The 23,985-nt window shown below is 62.1% G+C and carries 23 protein-coding genes and 1 tRNA gene; 8 read left to right on the forward strand and 16 right to left on the reverse strand.

What is annotated here, in order from left to right:
• Positions 1–2 precede the first annotated feature (2 nt).
• Entirely contained in the window at positions 3–1,259 is a 1,257-nt protein-coding gene (locus C5J22_RS22600; protein WP_105440074.1) for a restriction endonuclease subunit S, read from the reverse strand.
• Positions 1,249–2,739 (reverse strand): class I SAM-dependent DNA methyltransferase, encoded by a 1,491-nt coding sequence (locus C5J22_RS22605; RefSeq protein WP_105440075.1) that lies wholly within the window; start codon positions 2,737–2,739, stop codon positions 1,249–1,251. Before C5J22_RS22605 ends, C5J22_RS22600 begins: the two co-directional genes overlap by 11 nt.
• A 131-nt stretch (positions 2,740–2,870) precedes the next feature.
• Here C5J22_RS22605 and C5J22_RS22610 point away from each other — a divergent pair, with 131 nt between their 5' ends.
• The 3 genes from C5J22_RS22610 (at position 2,871) to C5J22_RS22625 (ending at position 4,977) form a co-directional block, all read left to right on the forward strand.
• Positions 2,871–3,830 carry a DUF5655 domain-containing protein gene (locus C5J22_RS22610; RefSeq protein ID WP_105440076.1) on the forward strand — a complete coding sequence of 320 codons (960 nt, stop codon included), beginning with the start codon at positions 2,871–2,873 and terminating at the stop codon, positions 3,828–3,830.
• A 2-nt stretch (positions 3,831–3,832) separates the two neighbouring features.
• On the forward strand, positions 3,833–4,780 hold the full coding sequence (locus C5J22_RS22620) for a hypothetical protein (RefSeq protein WP_172746749.1): 948 nt from the start codon (positions 3,833–3,835) through the stop codon (positions 4,778–4,780).
• Positions 4,781–4,887: 107 nt separating this feature from the next.
• A tRNA-Ser gene (locus C5J22_RS22625) sits at positions 4,888–4,977 on the forward strand.
• A gap of 23 nt (positions 4,978–5,000) precedes the next feature.
• On the opposite strand, the gene C5J22_RS22630 is transcribed toward C5J22_RS22625, so the two are convergent.
• Positions 5,001–5,828 carry an SHOCT domain-containing protein gene (locus C5J22_RS22630; RefSeq protein WP_105440079.1) on the reverse strand — a complete coding sequence of 276 codons (828 nt, stop codon included), beginning with the start codon at positions 5,826–5,828 and terminating at the stop codon, positions 5,001–5,003.
• Positions 5,829–6,267: 439 nt separating this feature from the next.
• Between C5J22_RS22630 and C5J22_RS22635 the strand changes: the two genes are divergently transcribed.
• Positions 6,268–7,095, forward strand: a complete 828-nt coding sequence (locus C5J22_RS22635; protein WP_105440135.1) for a RibD family protein — start codon at positions 6,268–6,270, stop codon at positions 7,093–7,095.
• Here the strand turns inward: C5J22_RS22635 and C5J22_RS22640 are convergent.
• From C5J22_RS22640 to C5J22_RS22655, 4 genes are read right to left on the reverse strand one after another with little or no spacing between them, the layout of a single operon-like run.
• On the reverse strand, positions 7,054–7,839 hold the full coding sequence (locus C5J22_RS22640) for a class I SAM-dependent methyltransferase (RefSeq protein ID WP_105440080.1): 786 nt from the start codon (positions 7,837–7,839) through the stop codon (positions 7,054–7,056). The genes C5J22_RS22635 and C5J22_RS22640 overlap by 42 nt on opposite strands.
• Positions 7,836–8,879, reverse strand: coding sequence for a glycosyltransferase family 4 protein (locus C5J22_RS22645; RefSeq protein WP_105440081.1), 1,044 nt, complete (start codon positions 8,877–8,879; stop codon positions 7,836–7,838). The genes C5J22_RS22640 and C5J22_RS22645 overlap by 4 nt, the downstream gene beginning before the upstream one ends.
• Positions 8,876–9,274, reverse strand: coding sequence for a 6-carboxytetrahydropterin synthase (locus C5J22_RS22650; protein ID WP_105440082.1), 399 nt, complete (start codon positions 9,272–9,274; stop codon positions 8,876–8,878). Before C5J22_RS22650 ends, C5J22_RS22645 begins: the two co-directional genes overlap by 4 nt.
• Positions 9,275–9,285: 11 nt before the next feature.
• Positions 9,286–10,287 carry a zinc-binding alcohol dehydrogenase gene (locus C5J22_RS22655; RefSeq protein ID WP_245440500.1) on the reverse strand — a complete coding sequence of 334 codons (1,002 nt, stop codon included), beginning with the start codon at positions 10,285–10,287 and terminating at the stop codon, positions 9,286–9,288.
• Between the two features lie 219 nt (positions 10,288–10,506).
• On the opposite strand from C5J22_RS22655, the gene C5J22_RS22660 reads away from it, so the two are divergent.
• Both C5J22_RS22660 and C5J22_RS22665 read left to right on the forward strand, forming a co-directional pair.
• Complete coding sequence (locus C5J22_RS22660; RefSeq protein ID WP_105440084.1) at positions 10,507–11,301, forward strand: CDP-alcohol phosphatidyltransferase family protein; 795 nt, start codon at positions 10,507–10,509, stop codon at positions 11,299–11,301.
• Positions 11,288–12,037, forward strand: coding sequence for an FkbM family methyltransferase (locus C5J22_RS22665; protein WP_105440085.1), 750 nt, complete (start codon positions 11,288–11,290; stop codon positions 12,035–12,037). Before C5J22_RS22660 ends, C5J22_RS22665 begins: the two co-directional genes overlap by 14 nt.
• A 4-nt stretch (positions 12,038–12,041) precedes the next feature.
• Here the strand turns inward: C5J22_RS22665 and C5J22_RS22670 are convergent, their stop codons facing one another.
• Positions 12,042–12,968: a lysylphosphatidylglycerol synthase transmembrane domain-containing protein gene (locus C5J22_RS22670; RefSeq protein ID WP_105440086.1), complete on the reverse strand. Its 927-nt coding sequence runs from the start codon at positions 12,966–12,968 to the stop codon at positions 12,042–12,044.
• Between the two features lie 27 nt (positions 12,969–12,995).
• On the opposite strand from C5J22_RS22670, the gene C5J22_RS22675 reads away from it, so the two are divergent.
• Positions 12,996–14,648, forward strand: coding sequence for a sulfatase-like hydrolase/transferase (locus C5J22_RS22675; protein WP_105440087.1), 1,653 nt, complete (start codon positions 12,996–12,998; stop codon positions 14,646–14,648).
• A gap of 28 nt (positions 14,649–14,676) precedes the next feature.
• Here C5J22_RS22675 and C5J22_RS22680 read toward each other — a convergent pair whose 3' ends face one another.
• From C5J22_RS22680 to kynU, 6 genes are all read right to left on the reverse strand, one after another.
• Positions 14,677–15,390, reverse strand: a complete 714-nt coding sequence (locus C5J22_RS22680; protein ID WP_105440088.1) for an ABC transporter ATP-binding protein — start codon at positions 15,388–15,390, stop codon at positions 14,677–14,679.
• The gene (locus C5J22_RS22685) at positions 15,387–17,156 is read right to left on the reverse strand and encodes an ATP-binding cassette domain-containing protein (RefSeq protein WP_105440089.1); all 1,770 of its coding nucleotides are present in this window, start codon (positions 17,154–17,156) and stop codon (positions 15,387–15,389) included. The genes C5J22_RS22680 and C5J22_RS22685 overlap by 4 nt, the downstream gene beginning before the upstream one ends.
• A gap of 3 nt (positions 17,157–17,159) precedes the next feature.
• Positions 17,160–18,194: a branched-chain amino acid ABC transporter permease gene (locus C5J22_RS22690; RefSeq protein WP_105440090.1), complete on the reverse strand. Its 1,035-nt coding sequence runs from the start codon at positions 18,192–18,194 to the stop codon at positions 17,160–17,162.
• Between the two features lie 75 nt (positions 18,195–18,269).
• Positions 18,270–19,418 carry an ABC transporter substrate-binding protein gene (locus C5J22_RS22695; protein ID WP_105440091.1) on the reverse strand — a complete coding sequence of 383 codons (1,149 nt, stop codon included), beginning with the start codon at positions 19,416–19,418 and terminating at the stop codon, positions 18,270–18,272.
• Positions 19,419–19,561: 143 nt separating this feature from the next.
• On the reverse strand, positions 19,562–20,077 hold the full coding sequence (locus C5J22_RS22700; protein ID WP_105440092.1) for a MarR family winged helix-turn-helix transcriptional regulator: 516 nt from the start codon (positions 20,075–20,077) through the stop codon (positions 19,562–19,564).
• Positions 20,078–20,081: 4 nt separating this feature from the next.
• Positions 20,082–21,275: a kynureninase gene (gene kynU / locus C5J22_RS22705; RefSeq protein WP_105440093.1), complete on the reverse strand. Its 1,194-nt coding sequence runs from the start codon at positions 21,273–21,275 to the stop codon at positions 20,082–20,084.
• 188 nt (positions 21,276–21,463) lie between these two features.
• Here kynU and C5J22_RS22710 point away from each other — a divergent pair, with 188 nt between their 5' ends.
• Complete coding sequence (locus tag C5J22_RS22710) at positions 21,464–21,871, forward strand: ACT domain-containing protein (RefSeq protein ID WP_105440094.1); 408 nt, start codon at positions 21,464–21,466, stop codon at positions 21,869–21,871.
• Here C5J22_RS22710 and C5J22_RS22715 read toward each other — a convergent pair.
• Together C5J22_RS22715 and cobA are read right to left on the reverse strand one after the other, a co-directional pair.
• Complete coding sequence (locus C5J22_RS22715; RefSeq protein WP_105440095.1) at positions 21,868–23,181, reverse strand: cobyrinate a,c-diamide synthase; 1,314 nt, start codon at positions 23,179–23,181, stop codon at positions 21,868–21,870. The genes C5J22_RS22710 and C5J22_RS22715 overlap by 4 nt on opposite strands.
• Complete coding sequence (gene cobA / locus C5J22_RS22720; RefSeq protein WP_105440096.1) at positions 23,178–23,957, reverse strand: uroporphyrinogen-III C-methyltransferase; 780 nt, start codon at positions 23,955–23,957, stop codon at positions 23,178–23,180. Before cobA ends, C5J22_RS22715 begins: the two co-directional genes overlap by 4 nt.
• Between the last annotated feature and the right edge of the window lie 28 nt (positions 23,958–23,985).

The raw sequence follows: 23,985 nt of genomic DNA on the forward strand, positions 1-23,985 counted from the left end.
GCTTACTCCGCTGCCATGGGCAGGGCGTCGGTGACGCGCTTGCGGCCGGTGAGGAGGTCGGACATCAGGGCTGATTTTAACCGCAACCGCTGTTCCAAGATCCGCTCGAGGGCAGCCTCCGTGCTCGCAAATTCTTGGATATGCGCCACGATCTCGTGTTGCTCATGCAGCGGCGGCAGCGGCAATTTCATCTGCTTCATTGCCCCCACATTAAAGTGCTTCTGCGCCAAGCCTCCCTCTGCCTTCAAAACCTGGGTCTTTCCACTTGCACTGTTGATGAACGTTGAGAGGAAGTAGGGATCTACCAGTTCGATCTTTGGTCGTGCGAAGATGATGTCAATACAGTTGGCTCCGTCATATCTCGGTGGCACCACACAAGAGGTTCCTGGGTAACCGGTTCGAACAACAAGAACGTCTCCGGCCCGAAGGACTGATTTCTGGTTTACGCGATTGCCCTCTTCACTGATGTAAACCCAGTCAGCATCCTCCACGAAGCCTTCACGGACATTGGCAGAACGGAAGCAGCGAACCCCGCTCTCGACATAGTATTGAGACGGCTTAATAACGATCCCGACACTGATCTGGGTGCAGACGTCGTCGGCGTTGGTCAGTGGCCACTCCTCCGGAATCTCTCCGATCTCCGTCTGCTTGAAGCGCGTGTGGTCGATGCCTTTGGTGAGCAGGCGTTCCAGCACGCCCTGCTTAACCTTTATGGTCTGCTCGATCACCGCCCGTGTTGCCGCAATGGCCTCATCGACGCTGGACAGAATTTCGGCGATCCGGCGTTGTTCGTCGAGCGGGGGAACCTGCACTTCGACTGCTGCGACCAAGTCGATGTTCAGATTGCGAACCGCTGAGCCCGCAGCCTGGGTAGAAAAAAGCTGCTGCAAAATATCTGAGCCCAGCAGGTAAAAATAGAACTCGCGATCGATACTATTTTCATCGTTAGGGCGAAGGAGAAGCCAACCGTCATGTATGCAGCCGTCTATCGCCATGATGTAAGGACGACCAAAACTCATAGAATTCGAAAGAATGAAGTCTCCAGGTATTACCCTTCTGGTCTTGGACAAGCCCTCTGGCTTAATCCTCTCCTTTGTCGTGCGAATGAATTTTCCGCTAGCAGTCGCATCCCCGATTTTTACCCAGTTTATCCCTTCTGGATCATCGGTAAGATATGCGTCAATCGGACGTGGTGATCCGCCTCTCGCGACGGTGAAGATGTCGCCTATTCTGCAGCGGTTCCATCCATCAGGCGACATAACCAAGCTCCCGCAGAAAGCCCATCATCCGCGCTTCCGCTGCATCCCGCTCGGCCTGAAGCTCGACCAGCTTTTCCACTTCCGCCGCGACATCGACCTCGACCGCCTCTTCGCCCAGATGCACATAGCGGCTGATATTGAGGTTGAAATCATTCGCTTCGATCTCGCTGACCGGGACCACCCGCGCCAGTCGTTCGGCATCGGCAAAGTTGTCATAGGCTTTCGCCAACGTCGCGACATTGGCCTCTGACAAATGGTTCTGCGCCTTGCCTTCCACAAAATGTGCAGCACCGTTGACGATCAGGATCTGTCCCTTGCGGGACGAGGGCTTCTGTTTGCGCAGGATCAGGATACAGGCCGGGATGCCTGCGCCATAAAATAGGTTGGGAGCCAGACCGATGACGGCCTCGATCAGATCGTCTTTGATCAGCCCCTCTCGGATCTTGCCCTCGGCCCCGCCGCGAAACAACACGCCATGCGGCAGCACGACGCCGCAGACACCGTCTTCCTTCAGGCTCGCCACCATATGCTGCACGAAGGCGAGGTCGCCGTAGGATTTCGGCGGGCAGCCGTAGCGGTCGCGGCCATAGGCATCACCCTTCGACCAGACATCATGGCCCCAGCTTTTCAGCGAAAACGGCGGGTTAGCCAGCACCCGGTCAAATGTGCGGATGGCCTTCACGTTGTCGCCGGTGAGATGTTTCGGCTCCAGCAGTGTGTCGCCGCGCGCCACCTGCGCATCGTCGATATCATGCAGGAACAGGTTCATCTGGCAGATGGCCCAGGTGTTGAGGTTGCGCTCCTGGCCGAACAGCGACAGGCTTTTCGGGTTGTTGCCCTGCCGCTCCAGATGATGCACGGCCTCAAGCAGCATGCCGCCTGAGCCGCAGGTAGGGTCATAGATCGACATGCCTTCTTCCGGCTTCAGGCACTCAACGATCAGCCGCACGACCATCTTCGGCGTATAGAACTCGCCACCCTTCTTGCCGGCATCATCAGCAAACTGCGCGATCAGATATTCATAGGCCTGGCCCAGCACATCCGGCTCGACATCGGAGTTCCGCAGGCGATAGGTCTCGAAATGCTGCAGCAGCTTTTCCAGCATGGCATCCGGAAAGCGCTCCTTGTTGTTGAAATCGACATCCTGAAACACGCCACGCAGCTTCATGTTCGCGTCTTCAATGGCGCGGAAGGCGGCGTTCAGATGGGTGCCGATGTCGGTCGTGTGCTTGCGCACATCCTTCCAGAAATGGCCCTTGGGGATATCGAACCGGTGCTCATCCGGATCGGCGGCAAGATCGGCATCGTGATAGCGCGCCAGCCGCTCCTCATACTCCTCCTCCCAGACATCAGAGAGGCGCTTGAAGAACAGGAGACCGAAAATGTAGTGCTTGTAATCGCCGGAATCGATCGATCCCCGAAGGATATCCGCCGCCCGCCAGAGATGGGTTTCCAGCTGCGCCAGGCTCAACGTCGTCATCTATGCTCATCCCTCACATCAGGCGCAGGCCGATCCTACCAAATCGCCGGGCACCGGCAAATTATCTGGACATGTGCGACAAAGCGAATAGAAATTTGGGACACAATCTGCGGTCACACCCGAGGTGAATCTTGAGCGATATCAAACTGTTTCACTTTGGCGGCGCTGAGGTCACCGAGCTGCCAGGCACCGCCATGCAGGTGGAGAAGTCCCTGCAGGTGCTGTTCGAGGCCAATCTCGAGGCGCTGCTCGGCATCCGCTTCCTGGCAACGGAGCACTCGACCGGTCCCGTGCATGGCGGTCGTATCGACACACTTGGCCTGGACGAGGACAACTCGCCTGTCATCATCGAATATAAGCGATCGGTGAACGAGAATGTCATCAACCAGGGCCTCTTCTATCTCGACTGGCTGCTCGACCACCGGAAAGAGTTCCAGTGGATGGTAATGGAGCGGCTGGGGGCCGATGCGGCCAATGCCGTCGAGTGGACAGCGCCGCGACTGATCTGCATTGCCGGTGACTTCACTCGTTACGACGAACATGCGGTGAAGCAGATCGCCCGCAACATCGAGCTGATCCGCTATCGCCGGTTCGGCGATGATCTTCTGATGCTGGAGCTCGTGCACGCTCCGAAGACGGCTAGGTCGGCGTCAACGAAGACGGTGACCGAAACCAAGACCAGCGGCCAATCCGAGCAGGCTCTCGAGCTCGCCCAGGAAAACGATCCCTATATCAGCCAGAGGATGAGTTACAGGCTTTCCCAGTCGTCTTCGGATTTGCGCGATATATATGACGCCGTTTATCAGTTCCTTATCGCTCTTGGTGACGATGTGCAGGTGAAGGAACTCAAGCTCTACACTGCATTCAAGCGGCTCAAGAATTTCGTCTGCATGGAAAACTATCCGCAGTCAAAGACGGTAACCCTCTTCCTCAAGCTAGACCCCGACCAGATCGATCTCGAAGAAGGCTTCACGCGTGACGTGCGCAGGGTTGGTCATTTCGGCACCGGGGACCTGCAGGTAATACTAAGGTCGTTAGTGGATTTTGAGAAAACGCAGCCGCTACTGCGCCGCGCTTATGAGGGGGGATGAATATGCGAACCACGAATCGAGATGACTTTTCTGCCGCCGTTAGACGAGTTGCAGCCCAGAGAGTTGCTTATCGCTGTTCAAGCCCAGCTTGCGATCGTGTTACAGTTGGACCTGACTCAGCGTTGGTTGGTGCAGCCGTTTCAATTGGCAAAGCAGCTCACATTCATGCCGCCTCTCCAGGAGGTCCTCGTTTCGATGCCGCGCAGACTCCAGCGGAAAGAGCTTCACTTGCGAATGCACTCTGGCTCTGCAGCAATTGCGCGACGATGATCGATGTAAATGGAGGGGCTTCGTTTCCAGCAAAAAAACTGAAACAATGGAGAGTTGAGGCTGAGGCTCGCGCATCGAAAGAACTCCAGACGGGGCAGGCTGAGCTGCAGATTCCGGCGTTTTTGCGAAATTACATCTACATAAACTACATCAACACACCGCGATTGCAGTTTTTTGTGAAGGATTCGGAGAAGCATTCGCCCGTGTTCGCTGAGACCAGGAATGGTTTTCCCAAAGGAAGCATGATCTGGCACTTATCTCAGCTTGGCGACATTGTCTCCAGTCTTCATATAGGAGCTATAGAGCTATCAGATTTGTTTCCGTTGTCTGAAGATTTCATCGGATCTATCGTATCCGTGAATGAAATGTTCTACACAAAGAACGGCGTTGTTCCGGGGCGGGAAGATCACAGTGATATTGTCGAGAGTTTCGACCTCAAGAAGTCGCCGCATATTTATTTGAAGTTGGATGGATTTAAGGTCATCTCACCTTACGATCCGAGGTGGGTGACGACATCTACTGCATTTTCTGCCTTTAGAGGCGGGCGACAGCGATTCGCAGGCTTGTTCATTCTAAAAAGCATAGACTTTGACGAGCACCAGCTTCTCTTATCGCCATTGGTCATGGGTCTGCCTATCCCACCCGGTATGGAGGGATTCTACAAACGTTCGTTTGCCTAAAGAGGGCACGATAGCGGCACGGCGTATCTGTATGTAACGATCGCCAGCCCCATGTTTGCCCGCTATGAGAACGCCCGCGCTGACCAACGCGTCATCACGTCTTAAGCGGAGAGGTGGCTGAGTGGTCGAAAGCACCGCACTCGAAATGCGGCGTGCCTGCGAGGGCACCGTGGGTTCGAATCCCACCCTCTCCGCCATCACGATCCTGGGGCTGCCAGCGTTACAGTCGCTTAAGCAGCTCCGTCTTTTTCGCCGTGAATTCGTCGTCTGAAAGTATTCCTTTCGAATGCAGACCAGCAAGTCGTTCAATCTTGCTGATGATATCGTCTGGATCGACGCCAGCCGGCGAGGAGCGAATATCTGGGCTCGGAACCGCTATCGATGGAATATCGACGCTCGGGCTCGGGCTCTGGCCTGACGGCGTTTCCTGTTCTTCGTTCGGCGCTGGCGTGTTGTCAGCGGACGGTACGATTTCCAGTTCCGATACGCGCACGAGCCCGTGCTGTGAGGTGAAGGTCAACGACTGGCCGCCGCTCTGCTGCTGCGAAAAACCGCCGATGTTGTGGTCTCTTGTATCGTAGACCGTGATCTGCCCGTTTACATCGATGGCCAGGCGGCGGCTTGCGGGGAAGAAGGCATAGCGAAGGTTATTCTGTGCGCCCGTCGATGAAGGCTGGCCGAGATGTTGAGGCCACGAACTGCCATGCGAACTCGACTGGTAAAAGAAGCTGTTTCCGTCTCCCTGGCTCTGAGATTGATAGGGCCGATCTAACTTCGGGCCGGAGAGTTCCCCAGACCGGATATAAGCGGCGATCTCCGAGCAAAGCATATCCACCCGGTGCTTCAACCCATTGTTGAACATGTCACCGATCATGATCATGCCACCACTCGACCATTGCCCCATGCCGCCAAGCTCGACGTGGTTGAACTGTGCCTGACTGGCATGCCCGGCGATCAAGGCCATCGCAAGGTGCTCGACGACGCCAGGGGTGAACCCGTGCCGCTGGGAGAGGCCTTCGATAATATTCTGTTCCTGGGGATCTCTCATAACAAGCTGCACTCGATTGGCCGGGCTTCAACTATTACATTTGCTTGGCCTTGAGGATACCCATGGAGATCGCATCGCGACTATCCGAAGCCGTCGGGGGCATGGCAACCACAGGTGCGGTGGCGTTGGGTCGACCCGTCACGATACTAGGTTCCGAAGCCATGCTTAGAGCTTGCGTCCTGGTCATTTCCCGAACTCGGCTTTCGTGAGCAAGCGCTGGACATTGTCGCGCTTCATGAGCTTCTCGCGGCGGTGGAGTCGGCAACCGAGCTTGCCTTTTCCTTACCACGGCAGCCGGAGCTTTCTCCGTCTGGTGGTTGACGGAATGTTGATCTGGTGAAATTTTCCGCGCGTATTACAGCTATGGGAGAATACACCGGCGAGGAACCTTTTGCGGGTGCCGGCATTCATCTTTTTCGGCCGGAAGACGAGGCGGGATATGCGATCAGTGAGGATGACCGAAGAGCTGTGGCAGCACCTGCTTTCGCTTCGCGAAGGATCCTTGCGCCCAACGGCGCTTTCCGCCGATGTCGATGGTTCCGGTCTCTCGCTCTACAGGCCGATCGCGATCCGCGGCGAGCCTCTGGTTCTGGCGCAGGTCGGCCAGTCTCTGGATGGCCGCGTCGCAACGCCGACCGGCGATGCCCAGGATGTGTCGGGCTACGACGGGATTGCCCATCTGCACCGGTGCCGGGCGCTGGTGGACGCGGTGATCGTCGGAGTCGGGACGGTCGTCGCCGACAACCCCAGTCTTTCGGTTCGTGCCGTCAGCGGCAGAAGCCCCATGCGCGTCGTGGTGGATTGCAATGGCCGCATGCCGGAGCGGGCCAAGATGCTGCATGACGGGGGCACGCCGGTGCTCGTTCTGCAGGCCGACGACGTTCCACGCCGCAACGTCCGGCACACGATCATCCGGCTGCCGCGCCAGGCGGATGGGGGGCTCGCGCCGCGGGATATTCTCGAGGCGCTCGCCGAACGCGGCCTCACCACGGTGCTCGTCGAAGGAGGCGCCACCACCATTTCCCGCTTTGTCGATGCCCAGATGATCGACCGGCTGCATATCTCGGTCGCGCCGATCATCATCGGTTCGGGTCCTGCCGGCATCCGCCTTTCGCCGATCGACCGCTTGACGGAAGCCCGCCGCCCGGAGGTCCAAGTCTACAATATCGGCACGGACATCGTATTCGACTGCAATTTCCGCATTGAAGCGCAGCAGGCGACCGTCTCAGCGGATTGCGAGGATGTCCTGATGGCCGACCTGGCATAGGCTGCCTTCGCGATCGACCATTTTCCGCCGGAAATCGGCCCAGTCGCGGATTTCGCTCTCGTCGAGCTGGCCGTATTCATAGATCGCGCGCACCACTCCGTCGAGGAACAGACGCTGCAGCGCGCGATGGTCTGGAGCCATCGTCCATGGGCTTTCGGCGGCCCTCACCGTATAGCCGCTCTCTCTGAGACAATCGGCCAGCGTCTCCCACGCCCGCGGCCCCAACGACAATCCAAAACCCTTGTCGCTCAACTGGTGGGCGTTGAAGCTCGCAAGCACGGCCTCGTCCAGCGGATGCGGTTTCGACCAGCGCATCCGGCCGTCATAGTTGAGCGCCGCGTAGAAACTGGCGCCCCGCTGCGCGACATGGGCGACGAACCGGCGAATGAACTGCTCCGAACAGAGATCGAAAAGCGCAGATGCGGTTACGAGGTTGACTTCGGCGAGCGCCAGCGCGCCGAAGTCGTTGAGATCCCCGTGGATGAGGTCGACAGCATCGCCATGCAAGCGGCGGGCTTCGTCCAGCAGCCGGCGGTCGTGGTCGAAAAGCCGAAAGTGAGCCGGCTTTCGAAGCCTGGAGGAGAGCACGCGGAAGGTCGAGCCGGTGCCGCAGCCGATATCGAGGACGGTTGGGGCCGAGACGTTTTCGAGGGATTGTACAGCCGCTGCCAGCAGGTCCGCGTCCCGTGCGAGAACGTCCACGGGCTCGCGCAGCGCCAGCCAGTCCCTGTCGAAGCCGCTCATGGAACCGTTTCCAGAAAACCGGAGATGGTGACGGCAGTGTCCCGCCAGGAGGGAAGCCCGGCACCGGCGATCGCTGCGGCGTCGGCCATGGAAATGCGGGTTTCGGGCTCCTCCAGCAGCCGTCGCAGAGCGGCAGCGAAAGCGTCCGGGTCGTCCGGCGGCACGAGAAAGCCGGCGCTTTCGGGCACGACGTCCGGCACGGCCCCCGCTACGCAGCCGACGATCGGCAGCCCTTGCGCAAGCGCCTCGGCAAACACCATGCCGTAACCTTCATAACGGCTCGCCAGCGCAAAGATGTCGGCCTTGGCGAATTCGGAGCGGGTGTCGTCGATCTGGCCGGCGAGTTCGATGCGGTTGCCGAGCCCGGATTGGGAGACCTGGCGTTCGAGCTCTGCTGCGATGCCGGGATCGAGCACCTTGCTGCCGACGATGCGGCAGGTCCATGGCAGATCGCGCAGCTTTTCGAGCGAAGAAATCAGTATGTCGTGGCCTTTGCGGTGGGTCAGCGTGCCGATGCTGAGGATCAGAGGCGGATCGCCGCCACCCACAGCCAGCGGCGCCGGATCCATGCCCGGGATGGCGACCGTGATCTTTTCCGCGGGGATGGCGTAATTGGCGGCCAGTTCGGCAGCGGTGGCATGCGATGTGACGATAACACCGCGGGTGTGCGCCAGAGCCGCCTTCTCCCGGGCGGCCGCGATTTCCTGTTGCTTGCTGTCGAGCCCCGTCTCCAGTGCCAGCGGGTGATGCACGAGCGCCATGATCTTCAGGCGTTTCGCTTCGCGCCCGGCCCATTCGTCCATCACGCCGAAGGCTAGCCCGTCGATCAGCACGAGACTGTCGTCACCGAGTCCGGAGAGCTTGCCTCCGGCAGCGTCGAGCTGTCTTGCATCCGGGTTCGGAAAGCCGTCGCCGAGGGAGATCAGTTCGACATTCCAGCCGAGATCGCGTAGGGCCGCAACGGCACGGCGATCGTAGCCGTAACCGCCCGTGCGGGTTTCCAGCTCGCCCGGATAGGCGAAGACGAGATCGCGGCTCACAGCTCGGCCTCGAACCAGCCGCGGGCGGTGTGCGATTCGTGCAGCATGACCCGCAGTTTGCGGATGCGGCTACCACCCTCGCCGAGCCGGCCGTTCCGGATGGCATCGGCGATGCGGTCGAAGATGTGCTTGGCGAGGAATTCCGTCGTCGTCACCTTGCCGGCGAAAATCTCCAGCGTGTCGAGGTTCTGGTAGTTGAGCGGCGCCAGCACGTCCTTCAGCACCTCGGACGCCAGCCCGATATCCACCGCAAGGCCGTTCTCGTCCAGATCGCTGGTGAAGAAGGCGGCGTCGACGACGAAGGTTGCTCCGTGCATGCCTTGGGCGGGGCCGAAGACCGGGCGGGCAAGACTATGCGCGATCATGATGTGATCGCGGACTTCGACGGCGAACATGCGGGATTCCTTCAATACTTGATGCGGTGACAGAGCGTGGCGGCCGAACCGATAATCTCGGCATAATCGGCGGCGATGGTCTCGAACGGCGTTTCGCCCGAAATCAGATGGTCGAGCCGGTCGTCGGCGAGAAGCTGGAGCGCCTTGCCCATGCGTCGCCTGTTGTCCCAGCGGGCGCGCCGTCCCGGCGGCAGCGAGGCCACCTGCGAGCTGACGATGGAAAGCCGCTTGGCATGGAAAGCGCCGCCGAGGGGGATTTCCACGTGCTTTTCGCCATACCAACTGGCCTCGACGATGCGCGCCTCGATACCGGCATGATCGAGCGCCGTCGCCAGGGCGTCCGCCGAGGCGGAGGCATTGATCAGCACGTCGCAATCATGGGGCACATGACCGGCAGATGAAAAACGGAGGCCAAGAGCCTCGGCAGGTCCGGCGCGCTCCGGTTCGATATCGGAAATCACCACTTCGGTGCCGATGATCCGCGAGGCGAGGTAGGCGACCAGGAGCCCGATCACGCCGGCTCCGAACACCGTTACCCGGTCGCCTGGCTGAATGCCTGCGTCCCAGGTGATGTTGAGCGCGGTCTCCATATTGGCGGCCAGCACGGCACGCTGTGGGGACAAGCCGTCGACCAGCGGGTGGGCGGCGGAAACGGGCATGCGAAAACGGTCCTGATGGGGATGCAGGCAGAAGACCGTTTTGCCGACGAGATGTTCAGGCCCTTCTTCGACCACGCCGACGGCGGCATAACCGTATTTCACCGGGAAGGGGAATTGGCCTGCCTGGTGCGGGGCACGCATGCGCTCGTATTCGCTTTCCGGCACCTGTCCGGCAAAAACGAGCGATTCGGTACCCCGGCTGATGCCGCTATAGAGCGTGCGGACGACAACCTCGTCCTCGCAGGCCGCCGGCAGCTCCTCCTGCCGAAGCGCGCAACGGCCCGTCTCCTCGATCCAGAGGGCTCGTCCCTCCTTCTGCACCGCCGCACGCGGGGCTGTCTCACGCCTTGTCACGCCTCGCACCTTTCACGCCATAACAATCCAGACCTAGAGGCTTCGAGGATGACGGCAAGGGAGCCGTCCGGCGAGAGGGCGATATGGCCATCACGTTTATTTGACGGCGGTTTCGCGGATCCGGCCTTTGCTGCCCATCGTATTGTTCTCCATGTAGTGCCTGTGAGGAGAGTGTCATGAATATTTCATATCATCCCTTGGACGAGGAAGGCACGTCCGATGGCTGACTGGATGAATGCCGGGCCGCTGGATCGCCAGGCGGCACGCAGGGCTCACCGGTTGCTCTCACTCGATGCCTATGCGGTCACCATGACCGTCGCGGTCGCACTGGTTGCGGCCATGCATTTCCTCGGCGACTGGCTCGGCATCGATACGGCCGCGGCCTGCTGCGCCTTCATCATCTATGCGGCGATTTCCGCCGTCGCTCTCGGCAATCTGCGCGCGCATGGGCATGGGCGTTTCGGCGCGGCCAATATCGTCACGACAATCCGTGCCGCGCTTACGTCGGTTTTAGGCGGGATGGTTTTGGCGTCGCCGCAATTCGGCGTGGGCTTCGACCAGGGCGCCTTGTGGATGCTCGGCTTCGTAGTCGCTTTCGCGCTTGTCCTGGATGGTGTCGACGGCTTCGTCGCACGGCAGGCGGGGACGTCCTCCCGGTTCGGCGCGCGATTCGACATGGAGATCGACGCGCTGCTGATCCTCTTCCTGTCGCTCGCGGCCGTGTGGCTCGGTAAGGCGGGACTTTGGGTCCTGCTGATCGGTCTGATGCGCTATGCCTATGTTGGCGCGCAGGCGGTCTTTCCGGCACTGAGGGGCGAACTGCGTCATTCGATGCGCCGCAAGGCGATCTGCGTCGTTCAGGGCGTGGCGCTCTGTCTGATGTTGTTTCCGGTCGTTACCTCGCCGGTCTCCACCCTGCTTGCGGCTGCGGCCCTCGCTTCGCTCACCTATTCCTTCGCCGTCGATGTGATCTTCCTGGTGAGTGCGAGCAGGAGCCATCATGCCGCGGCCTGATTTTTCCGCTTCCCTGGGCCTGACACGCTCGCTGCTGATTTATTACGCCCAGCCCTGGCGGCGTTCTTCGCTGAAGCGGTTTTATGCGGGCCTCGTCCGCAAAGGAAATCTCGTATTCGATATCGGTGCGCATGCCGGCAGCCGCAGCCGGACGCTTCTGTCGCTCGGCGCCAGGATCGTCGCGCTGGAGCCACAGCCGTTGTTTGCCGATTTCATTGCCCGTTCCTTCGCCGGCGAAGAATTGACGCTGCTGCGCAAGGCGGTCGGCAAGGAGCCCGGCAGCGTCGATCTGCATATTTCCAGCCGCCACCCGACCGTGACCAGCATCTCCTCGTCCTGGATCTCGAAAGTCGAAAAGACCTCCGGTTTTCGCAACGTCACCTGGGATAGGGTCGAGCGGGTGGAGATGACGACGCTCGATGCACTGATCGAAGAATGCGGATTGCCGGCCTTCTGCAAGATCGACGTGGAGGGCGCCGAGGCGGATATCATCGCCGGCCTGCATCATCCCATCCCGCTGATCGCCTTCGAATATATCCCGGCGACGATGGAAATCGCCGAGGAGGCGATCGGTCATCTGCGGCAACTCGGCCCCTATCGCTTCAACCGGGTCGAGGGCGAGCGGCATCGGTTCGTCCATGACGAATGGATAACCGCCGATGCGATGCTGGCCGAGATTGCGGGCCTTGCCGATCGGGTGTCCTCCGGCGACATCTACGGTCGCCTGGAGGTTTGACGGTTCAGCGGCTCCGTCTGCTGAACAGCGCCGCCAGGATGAACACCATGCCGGGTGCTGCGCCGACGAGCGCCAGAATGCCGTAGAGGATGCTGGCGGCGACGCCGTCGGAAGCGGCATAACCGAAGAGCGGCCAGAGGGCTGCTGCTGCCGCTTCCCTGGCGCCCCAGCCGGCAATCGTTACGGGGATCAGCATCATCAGCAGACAGAGCGGAATAGCGGTGACAGCCGCGAGTGCCGGTAAGGGTGCGCCGACAGCTGCCGAGGCGAGCATGAACATCGCGATATAGCTTGCGACGATGACGAGGCTGAACAGCGTCTGCACGATCCAGGCCCGGTCCCGCAGGAAGACCTGCGCCAGCGCCGCCTTCAGTGCTGCAAGCAGGGGCTGAAGGCGGCGCGGGGGCAAGCGGAGCAGCAGCAGGAACACGATGGCGAGGCCGGCGGCGAAAAGCGCGAAACCGGAGAGAATATGGCGCAGGTTTTCCGGGATCGCCGCCCCGCCCAGAAGCGGCCAGAGCATGACGCCGAAGGTCGCAATGACGAAAAATACCCCTTGGCCAGCGACCCGCTCGAACAGCACAGCCCGCACCGGCACCTTCCACCCACCATCACCATGGGCCTGGTTGCGGACGGCACGAACGGCATCGCCCGCCACTCCGCCCGGCAGAAACTGGTTGAGCAGCGTTCCGAGATAATAGTCGCCTATCGCCTTCCCGATACCCAGGTGCTGGCCAAGCCGGGCCGCCGTGAACCGCCAGCGGAGCGCCGAGAGTACGATCTGCACCTGCACGAGGATGAGGCCGGCGCTTATATAGGCCGGATCGGCCGACGCCAGGCTTGCGGCAATCCGTTGCGGATCGAAGCGCAGGATCACGGCAATGAGAAGTGCGAAGGCCGCAGATAAGCCTATAAGCTTCAGAAAACGCATGGGCCGAAGGTTTTGCAGGAACAGCGCATGAACGAATTTCGGCCTTTTCGCCAGAGTGACGCCGCCAGAATAGGGCATATCGCGCAGCGCAAGGCAAATGGATCGGCATTTCTGAGGATCACGATTGCGCTGGCGATCGTTGCGGCAATCCTCGCCGTTCCTTCCTATTTCACCGATGTTTCCGAACTCAGATTTCCGCTGGAGGTGGCGGGGGTTGCGTTGCTGGCTTCGGTGCTGGCCGGTCCAGGTTTTTCCCTTCTGCGGTGGGCCGTCACCTTGCTGCTGGCCGCGATGCTGTTCCTGAAGCTCGCGGATATCGGCACCGGCACCGCTTTCCAGCGGCCGTTCAATCCCTATCTCGACCTGAAGATTCTCACCGACGGCTGGAACCTCCTGAGCGGGGCGGTCGGCGTCACAGAGGCGGTAGGGATCATCTGCGCGGGCCTTCTGGCCTGGCTGGTTGTCGCGGCCGTTCTCTATTGGTCGCTTGGCGGCTTCCGGCGCCTTTCGGGCGGAGCCCTGCGCATGTCCGTTCGCGTCAGCGGCGCAGTCCTGTTGATCGGATTGGCGGCGCTGGTGGTTCAGGACCCCGACCGCCGCAACCTTGGCGTCGAGGCGCATGCCGCCTCTTATTTCGTCAACCGCGTCACCATGGTGAAGCGGTCGATTGCCGATCTCGCCCGGTTCGAGGAGGAACTGAAGCAGGATCCGGTATCCGCCGGACCGCATTTCTCGGCGCTTGCCGGCACGGACGTCGTGCTGGTCTTCATCGAATCCTATGGCCGCAGCGCGATCGAGAATCCGCGTTATGCTGCGCGCATCGGCAGCCGGCTGACCTCGGTGGAGAGGGAGATCGAAGCCGCGGGCCTGCAGGCACGCAGCGGCTGGCTCACATCGCCGACGGTCGGTGGCATCAGCTGGCTGGCGCATGGCACGCTGCTCTCCGGCCTCTGGGTCGACAATCAAGGTCGTTACGACCGGATGATCACCAGCGAGCGGACGAGCCTCAACAACCTCTTCCGCTCCTCCGGCTGGCGCACCACGGCCGTCATGCCGGCGATCACGCTCGACTGGCCGGAAGCCGGTTATTTCGGCTATGACAGCATCCATGCCGCCGCGGGGCTCGGGTATCGCGGAAAACCCTTCAATTGGGTGACGATGCCGGATCAGTTCACGCTCGAGGCGTTCGAGAGGCTGGAACGGCAGGTCCGGGACGAGCCCAGCCATAAACCGGTCATGGCGGAAATGGCGCTGATCTCCAGCCACGCCCCCTGGACGCCGCTCCCGTCGCTGATCCCCTGGGATAAGGTCGGCGACGGTGCCGTCTTCAATGCGCAGGCGGAAAGCGGCGACCCGCCCTCAGTCGTCTGGGCCGATCCCGACCGCGTCCGGGCGCAATACCTCACCTCGATCGACTACACGCTCGAGACGCTCGGCTCCTACATGGCGCGTTACGGCAAGAACACGCTGTTCATCCTGCTCGGCGATCACCAGCCGGCGTCGATCGTTACCGGCGAAGGGGCCTCGCGCGACGTGCCGATGCATATCGTCAGCGGCAACCCGGATCTCCTGAAACGCCTCGAGGGCTGGAACTGGCAGAAGGGCATGATCCCGCTGCCATCCACGCCGGTCTATCGCATGGACGAGTTTCGCCGGAAGCTGGTCGAGAGCTTCGATTGACCGACCTTGGCCCGACCGAATTGTCTCATCAGGAATGGGTGCCGAGATAGCTTTCCATCAGCGCCGGATTGACCGCCATTTCGCTTGCCGGGCCGGAAAGGCGGACTTCGCCCAGTTCGACCAGGTAACCTTCGTCGGCGATTTCGAGCGCGGCGCGGGCATTCTGCTCGACGAGCAGGATGGAGACGCCGGTCTTTCGCAGTTCCGATACGATGTTGAGGATGTCGATGACGATCTTCGGCGCCAGGCCCAGGCTCGGTTCGTCGAGCAGCAGCAGGCGCGGCCGGCTCATCAGGGCGCGGGCGAGCGCCAGCATCTGCCGCTCGCCGCCGGAAAGCGTGCCGGCCAGCTGCTTGCGGCGTTCGGCCAGGCGCGGGAAACGCGCGTAAACGTCCTCGCGCGTCTCGGCGCGTTCAGCGGCGCTGCGCAGGAAGCCGCCGAGCTCGACATTGTCCTCGACCGACATGGTGGAGAACAGTTCGCGTTTTTCCGGCACGAGGCAGAGGCCGCCGGCAACGCGGCCTTCGACCGAGCGCGGCACGGGCGCGCCATCGTAGATGATCGTTCCGGACGAGGGGACGATGCCCATGATGGCGTTGAGCAGAGTCGATTTGCCGGCGCCGTTTGCACCGATCACCGTGACGATGCTGCCGGGCTTCATGCTCATCGATATGCCGTGCAGCACCTCGGCGCGGCCGTAGGAGACGTGAAGGTCGGAGAGTTCGAGCAGGTTTCCGCTCATGCGACACCTCCCAGATAGGCGGCGACGACCGCCGGATGTTTGCGCACGTCCGCCGGCTTGCCTTCGGCGATCAGGGTGCCGAAATCGAGCACCACGAGATGGTCGACGAGGCCCATGACGAAGCCCATGTCGTGTTCGACGAGCAGCACGCTGACGCCCTCCTCGCGCAGCTTCTTCAAGAGGTTGGCGAGCTCCTGTTTTTCACCGTGACGCAGGCCCGCCGCGGGTTCGTCGAGCAGCAGCACGGCCGGGTCGGCGGAGAGGGCCCGGGCGATCTCCAGGATGCGGATCTGGCCGAGCGCCAGATCGCCGGCCGGCCGGTCGCGATAGGCGCCGAGTCCGACGCGTTCGAGCTGGAAGGCGGCTTCGGCGAGCAGCGTCGCCTCCTGCCTGCGCTCCAGCCGCAGAAAGCTCCTGAAGACACCGGCCGAGCCGCGCAGATGCGCGCCCAGCGCGACATTTTCCAATACGGACATGTCGGGCAGGATCTTTGCGTGCTGGAAGGTGCGGGCGATGCCGTGTTTGGCGACTTCGCGCGGGCTGTCGCCGGTCATCGGCTGGCCTTCGTAGAAAACCGATCCGCTGGTCAATGAAGCGAGGCCGGTGATGAGGTTAAAGGTCGTGCTCTTGCCGGCGCCGTTCGGCCCGATCAGGCCGACGACCTGGCCGGCGCGCACTTCGAAACTGACATCGTTGACCGCCACCAGGCCGCCAAAGGCTTTTCGCGCCTTTTCCACCTTGATCAGCGACGAGCCGGCGGGCGCGAGCGTTCGCCTGGCAAGCCTGTCGTCGGACGTCGGAAGAGACCGCGCGGGCCGCTTCGGCAGGAGTTTCAAGACGAATGGCCAGAGGCCGTCCCGGGCGAGCTGCAGGATCACCACCAGCAGGATGCCGAAAACGACCATTTCGAGATTGGCGGTCGTGCCGATCAGATCCGGCAGGAAACGCTGCAGCACGTCCTTCATGATCAGAACGATGCTGGCACCGAAGATTGCCCCCCAGACATGGCCGGAGCCGCCGACCACGGCCATCAGCAGATATTCTATGCCCATGCTGAGCCCGAACGGCGTCGGGTTCACCGAGCGCTGCATATGGGCGTAGAGCCAGCCGGAAAGGGCCGCGACCACGCCGGCGAACACGAAAACGGTGAGCTTGGCGCGGACGATGTTGACGCCGAACGCTTCCGCCGCCTGGCCGCCGCCACGCAGTGCCCGGATGCCACGGCCGATCCGCGAGTCGAGCAGGTTTTTCGCGCCGATCGCAACCGCAATCACGAAAAACCAGATGAGGTAGTAGATCGATCCGTCGCTCATGAAGCGATAGCCGGCGAATTCAATCGGCGGGATGCCGGAAATACCGTCGTAACGGCCGAGAAGGTCGATCTTGCCGAACAGATAATAAAGCGCCAGGCCCCAGGCGATCGTGCCGAGCGGCAGGAAATGGCCGGAAAGGCGCACCGTGATGAGGCCGAGCGGCAGGGCGGTCGCCGCGCCGACGATCAGCGACAACGGCAGGGTCAGCCACGGCGACAAGCCGTAGTTGGTGCTCAGCACGGCCGTCGTATAGGCGCCGAAACCGCAGAAGGCGGCCTGGCCGAACGAGGTGAGACCGCCGACGCCGGTCAGCAGCACGAGGCCGATCGTCACCAGCGAGGCGAGGCCGATATTGTTGAGGATCGTCAGCCAGAAGGGCGGCACCGGCAGGAGTGGTATGATCGCCAGGAAAACGATGCCGGCGAGGCCGGGAAGCAAACGTTCGATCTTCATCGCTCACTCCTCCTCGTGGAAGCCGCCGCTCAGCGACAGCCAGATCAGAACGGGAATGATGAGACCGAAGACGATGACCTCCTTGTAGCTGCTGGCGAAGAAGGAAGAGAAAGCTTCGACCAGGCCAACGCCGATTGCGGCGATCGCGGTGATCGGGAAGCTCGCCAACCCGCCGATGATCGCCGCCACGAAGCCCTTGAGGCCGATCAGGAAGCCGGTGTCGTAATAGATCGTGGTGATCGGGCCGATCAGTACCCCGGAAACGGCCCCGATAGCGGCCGCCAGCGTGAAGGCGGTAACGCCGGTCAGATGGGTGCGGACGCCGACCAGCCGTGCGCCGAGCCGGTTGACGGCGGTCGCACGCAGCGCCTTGCCGAGCAGCGTTCGCTCGAAGAACATGTAGAGGCCAATGATGATCGCGATCGTCGCTCCGTAGATGCAGAGGCTCTGGGCGCTCACTATCAAGGCTCCGATCGCGTAGTTGTCGTCGGCCAGCGGCTCGGCGCGCAGGCCCTCGGCGCCGAAGAAGACGAGGCCAAGCCCCATCATGGCCAGATGCACGCCAACCGAGGCAATCAGCAGGACGAGCACGGAGGCATCCGCAAGCGGCCGGTAGGCGATCCGATAGACGTAGACGCCCATGGGCGTGATGATCAGAATGGTGAGCAGGGCCTTCGCGACAGACGGAAGATCGAGCGGCGCAAGCACGATGGTGATGCCGTAGATCACGCCGGGGAGCACCAGGTTGAGTGCGAAGCTGCGCAGAAAGGTGCGGACATCGGTGCCGCGGCGCATGCTCCAGAGGTCGAACAGGAAAGCAAGCGCCCCGAAACAGACGAGAAGCGAGGTGGTGGCGGGCACCTTCCCGCCGTCGAGAAGAGCCAGCGTCAGCGCGCCATAGGCGACGAACTCGCCCTGGGGAATGAAGATCACCCGCGTGACTGAAAAGAGCAGGACCAGCGCCAGACCGAGGAGCGCATAGATCGCGCCATTGGTGACACCATCCTGGATCAGGAAGGTCGCAATCATCGCGTCCAAAGAATTTCCCCCGATAACAGAAAAGACGCTGCGAAAAGGCCCGGCGCGGACGCCGGGCCTCGTTTATTCGCCGGCTTACTTGGTGATCTCGAACTTGCCGTTCTTGGCTGTGAACAGCACGACGGCGCGGTCGTCGAGGCCGAGGTGATCGTCGGCCTTGAAGTTGAACACGCCCTGGCTTGCCGGGAACGGACCGCCGGTTTCGATGGCGTCACGCAGAGCCGCGCGGAATTCCGGCGTGCCGGGCTTTGCCTTCTTCAGCGCGACCGGGATGGCCTTCTTCAGGATGGCCATGGCATCGTTGATATGCGGGCCGAACTGGGTGCGGGTGCCGGGACCGAACTTCTTTTCATAGGCCGTGACATAGGCCATGCCTTCGGCCTTGGTCTCGGCGGTGTCCGGCAGGGCTTCCGGCGCCATGGCCGGGCCGGAGGCGAAGATGGTGTTGTCGGCAGCCTTGCCGGCGATGCGCAGGAAGTCGAAGGTCACGGCGCCATGGGTCTGGTAGATCTTGCCGGCGAAGCCACGTTCGCGCAGGCCGATCTGCGGCAGCGCGGCACCGGTGCCGGAGGCGCCGACGAAGACGGCGTCCGGACGCGCGGCCACGAGTTTCAGCACCTGGCCGGAAACGGAGGTGTCGGGACGGGCATAACGCTCGTCGGCGACGACCTTCAGGCCGTATTGTTCGCCGATCGCCTTGAACTGGCCCATCCACAGGTCGCCGTAGCTGTCCGAGAAGCCGATATAACCGACCGTCTTGACGCCATCTGCCTTCATCTTGGCAAACAGGTTCCTGGCGATCAGGCCGGCATCCTGCGGCATCACAAAGGTCCACTTGCCTTTGGAAATGGTCGGCGGAACCGGCGAGCAGGAGAGATGCGGCGTGCTGGTTTCACCGGCAACACCGGCAACAGCGATCGAGGCGGGCGTCAGCGCGGAACCGACGATGACATCGACCTTATCGTCGTTGACGAAGCGGCGGGCGTTGGTGGTGGCAACCGAGGGGTCGCCGGCATCATCGAGAACGATGACCTTCAGCTTTTCGCCGCCCACTTCGGCCGGCCACAATTCGACGGAGTTCTTCAGCGGAATGCCGAGCGCCGCACCCGGGCCGGTCGACGATATGGTCACGCCGATCGTGATGTCGGCCAGTGCAGAGCTTGCAAACAAGGACAAGGACAGGGCGGCAACAGGCGCCATTCCAGCAAAAAACCGGTTCTTCATAGGATCCTCCCAGGACAAAAGCGGGCGATCTCCTCCCGCCCTGCCATTTGTTTACAGGGAGATTGTTTCTTTGTAAACAATTCTGATAATGGTTATGTAAAGCTTACGAAGGCCGGTACGGATGCGGCCGGGGTCCGCAAGCCTTACTCGGCATCACGCCCCAACAGCCGCGCCAAACCGGCTTTACCGTTCAATTCCACCATATCACGGGCCGACCTGGCGCGACGTTCGATCAGTTCCAGCATCTCCATGAATGCTGCGGTCTTTTCCGGCGGCAGATCGCCGAACATGTGTTTCTCGAGGGCATCGATGCCGGCCACCATCTTTTCGTAGACGGCCGTTCCTGCGGTCGTCAGCTGGATCTGGGCCCATCGCGCATCACGTGCGTCGGCGCGGCGGTCGATCAGGTCGCGGTCCACCAGTTCGCGGATCGCGCGCGACACCATCGCCTTGTCGATCGTCGTGAGCTTGCCGATTTCCATCGGCGAGATCGATTGATAGGTGCCGATCGCCGACATGACCCGCCAGATGTTCAGCTTGAAACCGTTGGCCTCGCAAAGCAGGCTGACGAGCTTCATCATTTCCGCGTTGCTGCGCGCGAGCCGGTAAGGCACGACCTTGGAGAGCTTTCGGGGGGACGTTGGCCGTTCTTCCGTCATCCGCTTAGGTCACCAGGGCCCGCTGTCTATATTCGGTGGTGTCCCAGAGGCGATTGGTCATGATGTCTTCGAGGATATCCACCGCTCCCAACACCTCGGCCTCGCCGATATAGAGCGGTGTGAAGCCGAAGCGAATGGCGTTCGGAGCGCGGAAATCGCCGATCACGCCGCGCGCGATCAGGGCCTGCATGATCGCATAGCCTTCCTCGTGCAGGAAGGAAATCTGGCTGCCGCGCTTCGTCCCATCGCGGGGGGAACCGAGCTTCAGCATCGGGCAGCGCCTTTCGACTTCCGCGACGAACAGATCGCAGAGTTTTATCGACTGCCGCCGCAGGTCCGCCATGTCGACGCCGTCCCAGGCATCGAGCGCTGCGTCGAGCGCCGCAAGCCCGATGATCGGCGGCGTGCCGACCCGCATGCGGTCGATGCCGCCGCCCGGACGATAACCGAGATCGAAGGCGAAGGGCTGTTCGTGCCCCAGCCAGCCGGACAGCGCCGGCCGGACCTTATCCGCATGGCGGGGGGCGACATAGATGAAGGCCGGCGCACCAGGCCCGCCGTTCAGGTATTTGTAGGTGCAGCCGACCGCGAAATCGGCGTCCGCACCGGCAAGATCGACAGGCAGGGCACCGGCCGTATGGGCAAGATCCCAGACGGTGATCGCGCCGGCTGCATGCGCCTTTTCGGTCAGCGCCTTCATGTCGTGCAGCCGCCCGGTGCGGTAGTCCACTTCCGTCAGCATGACCACGGCGACGGTTTCGTCGATCGCCGCTTCGACCCCTTCCGGCTCGACGATCTTCAGCTCAAGACCCTTGCCGAGCGAGCCGATCAGGCCCTGCGCCATATAGAGATCCGACGGAAAATTGCCGCTGTCGGACAGCACGACCTTGCGTTCCGGTACCAGTTCCAATGCTGAGGCGAGTGCCTGGTAGACCTTGATCGACAGGGTGTCACCCATGACGACCGTGCCTTCCGCCGCCCCGACCAGCTTGGCCACCCGGTCGCCGATCCGCCGCGGCATCGCCATCCAGCCGGCCTTGTTCCAGCCCTTGATCAGCAGCTCGCCCCATTCGTCGGTCATCAGCCGGGCAACGCGTTCCCTGGCGGCAAGCGGCAGCGGTCCGAGCGAATTGCCGTCGAGATAGATCATGCCTTCCGGCAGATAGAAGAGCGAGCGGGTCTTTTCGAAATCCGTCACTGGAACACCTTGCTGTTCGAAACCAGTCGTTCGAGGGGCTTAGCCTCGTAGCAGCGCAGACTAGAAGCTGGCGAGGGACGCGCAAGACGGATTTGCGCTGCGGGCGATTATTTTGGAGGCGATATCGGGTCTTGCGGGTCGTAGATCGCCGTCTTAACCTCGGCTATGGAGCGATCTTTGGAGGCCTCATGATCGGAATCACCGACCTTTCCACCTTGCTTGCGAGCCTTGAGCCGGTTCTTGTCGACGGTGAATTCGTCTATGCGACCGTGCCGCCCGAGAAAATGCACGATTATCTGGCGCTGAAGCCGATCGGACTGTTTTTCGAGAAGGAAGGCCTGACGCTGATCCTGCCGAGAGGGGCAGCCGAAAAGGCGGAGCTCGCCTCAAGCGCGCCGCTTCGCTGCATCACCATGATGGTGCATTCTTCATTGGAAGCGGTCGGCATGACTGCGGCGATGGCGGCTGCACTCACCAAGGAGGGCGTCAGCGCGAATGTCGTCGCGGCCTATTACCACGACCATATCTTCGTGCCGGCGGCGGACGCCGAACGTGCGGTTGCGGCGCTTTGGGCGCTTTCAGCCGCTGCCGGTTAGCCGCGTGCAATCGCGTGGAAAAAGGCGCCGCTGACCAGGCCTCGGCGGCCGCCTGTCGGACCGATCAGCTTGCCGCCACCATCGGCGATCGTTGCAAACGGCTGGTCGGTCCCCGGCGAAACAACGCTGGCATAGTGAAATTCATGGCCGCGGATCGTATCGCCCTTGCCGCCGAGCGGGCTGTTCTCGGCGATCTCCGCCTGGCGGTAACCGAGGTTCATCCGGCGTTTGGCGAAACTGGTACGGTGGGATAGGAGACCGGTCATGGCGTGCGTCACGCCATCGGCATCCTCCAGCGTTTCGCCGAGCACCATGTAGCCGCCGCATTCGCCGTGAACGGGCTTTGTTTCCGCAAATCGCGTCAGGCCGGTCTTGAAATTCTCGGCTGCCGCAAGCCGTCCGGCATGCAGTTCGGGGTATCCACCCGGCAGCCAGCAGACGTCGCAGCCGACAGCCGGCGCTTCATCGGCCAGTGGCGAGAAGGGTACGACCTCGGCGCCGGCCGAGCGCCATTCGCGCATCAGATGCGGGTAGAGGAAGGTAAAGGCGGCATCCTGCGCCAGCGCGATCCGCTGGCCGGGCGGCCGCAGTGATTTTTCCGCCGAACCGCGGGGAATATTGAAGGGCTTTGCGGCGGCATAGATCGCATCGAGGTCGAGTGAGGCTTCCATGGCGTCGGCCAGCCGCTCGATATGCGCGTCCATTTCCGGATGTTCGCTTGCCTGGACGAGGCCGAGATGCCGCTCGGGCAGAACCAGCGAGGGATCACGCAGGACGGTACCGACGACGGGAATTCCGGCCGCCTGGATCGCATCGCCGCACAATTTCTTGTGTCGTTCGCTGCCGGCCCGGTTGAGCACGCAGGCTGCGATCTTCACGGTCGGATCGTAATGGGCAAAGCCGTAGGCGATCACGCCGGCGGTCTGGGATTGGCCGGAGACATCCAGCACCAGCAGCACGGGCAGGCGGAACAGCCGGGCGAGATCGGAGGCCGCGCCGGAACGGTTCTCTTCGCTGACGATGCCGTCGAAAAGGCCCATGGCGCTTTCGATCAGCAGCAGCTCGGCATCCTCCGCCTGTCCGCGCGCCAGGTGCCGCAGCAGGTCCGGCGCCATCGCCCAGCTGTCGAGGTTGAGGCCCGGTCGATGCGTTGCGGCCTCGTGGAAACCCGGATCGATGTAATCCGGGCCTGTCTTGATGCCGCGGACCTTGACGCCGCGGCGGGCAAAGGCACGCAGCAGGCCGATGGTGACGCTGGTCTTGCCGGAGCCGGAGCGCGGCGCACCGATGATGAGCGCGCGGGCGGTCATGGCCTGCCTCCCGACAGGACGGCCTGCATGGAGACGATCCGGCCGATGACGATCAGGGCGGGCGCGGCGAATTTCTGCCGCGCGACCTCGGCCTCGACCGTTGCAAGCGTCGCAATCAGCGAGCGTTCATCCGGCGTCGTCGCCGCCATCAGCACCGCGACCGGCGTTTCCGGCGACAGCCCGCCTTCGATCAGCAGCCTTGCGATCGTGCCGATCGTGCTGACGCCCATATAGACGACGATCGGCTCGCCGGTTTTCGCCAGCGCCTTCCAATCCAGGTCGCCGGGACTGCCGGCCGCATGGCCGGTCGCAAGCGTGATCGCGCGGCTCATCCCTCGCATCGTCGCGGGAATGTTGGCGGAAGCGAGAGCCGCCAGCGCCGAGGTCATGCCCGGCAGGACGCGGAACGGGATGTTTTCCCGGGCAAGCGCCTCCGCTTCTTCGCCGCCGCGTCCGAACACGAAGGGATCGCCGCCCTTCAGCCGCAGCACGCGCCTGCCCTTGCGGGCGAGTTCGATCAGCAGGCCGGTGATGTCGTCCTGGGCGACGGAGGGTTTGCCGCCGCGCTTTCCGACGAAGACAAGCTCGGCGGTCGTCGCGAGCGACAGCACGCCGTCGGAGACCAGCGCGTCGTGGACGATCACGTCCGCCTTGCCGATCGCATCGGCGACTTCCAGCGTCAGGTAACGCGGATGGCCGGGGCCAGCGCCGGCGAGCCAGACATGGCCGGTCTCGAAGACGGGTGCTGCGACGATAGTTTCGATGCTTTCATTCATATGCGGACCTTTGACCGGTGACGCTCGG

The organism is Neorhizobium sp. T25_13 (assembly GCF_002968675.1).
Classification (GTDB): domain Bacteria; phylum Pseudomonadota; class Alphaproteobacteria; order Rhizobiales; family Rhizobiaceae; genus Neorhizobium; species Neorhizobium tomejilense.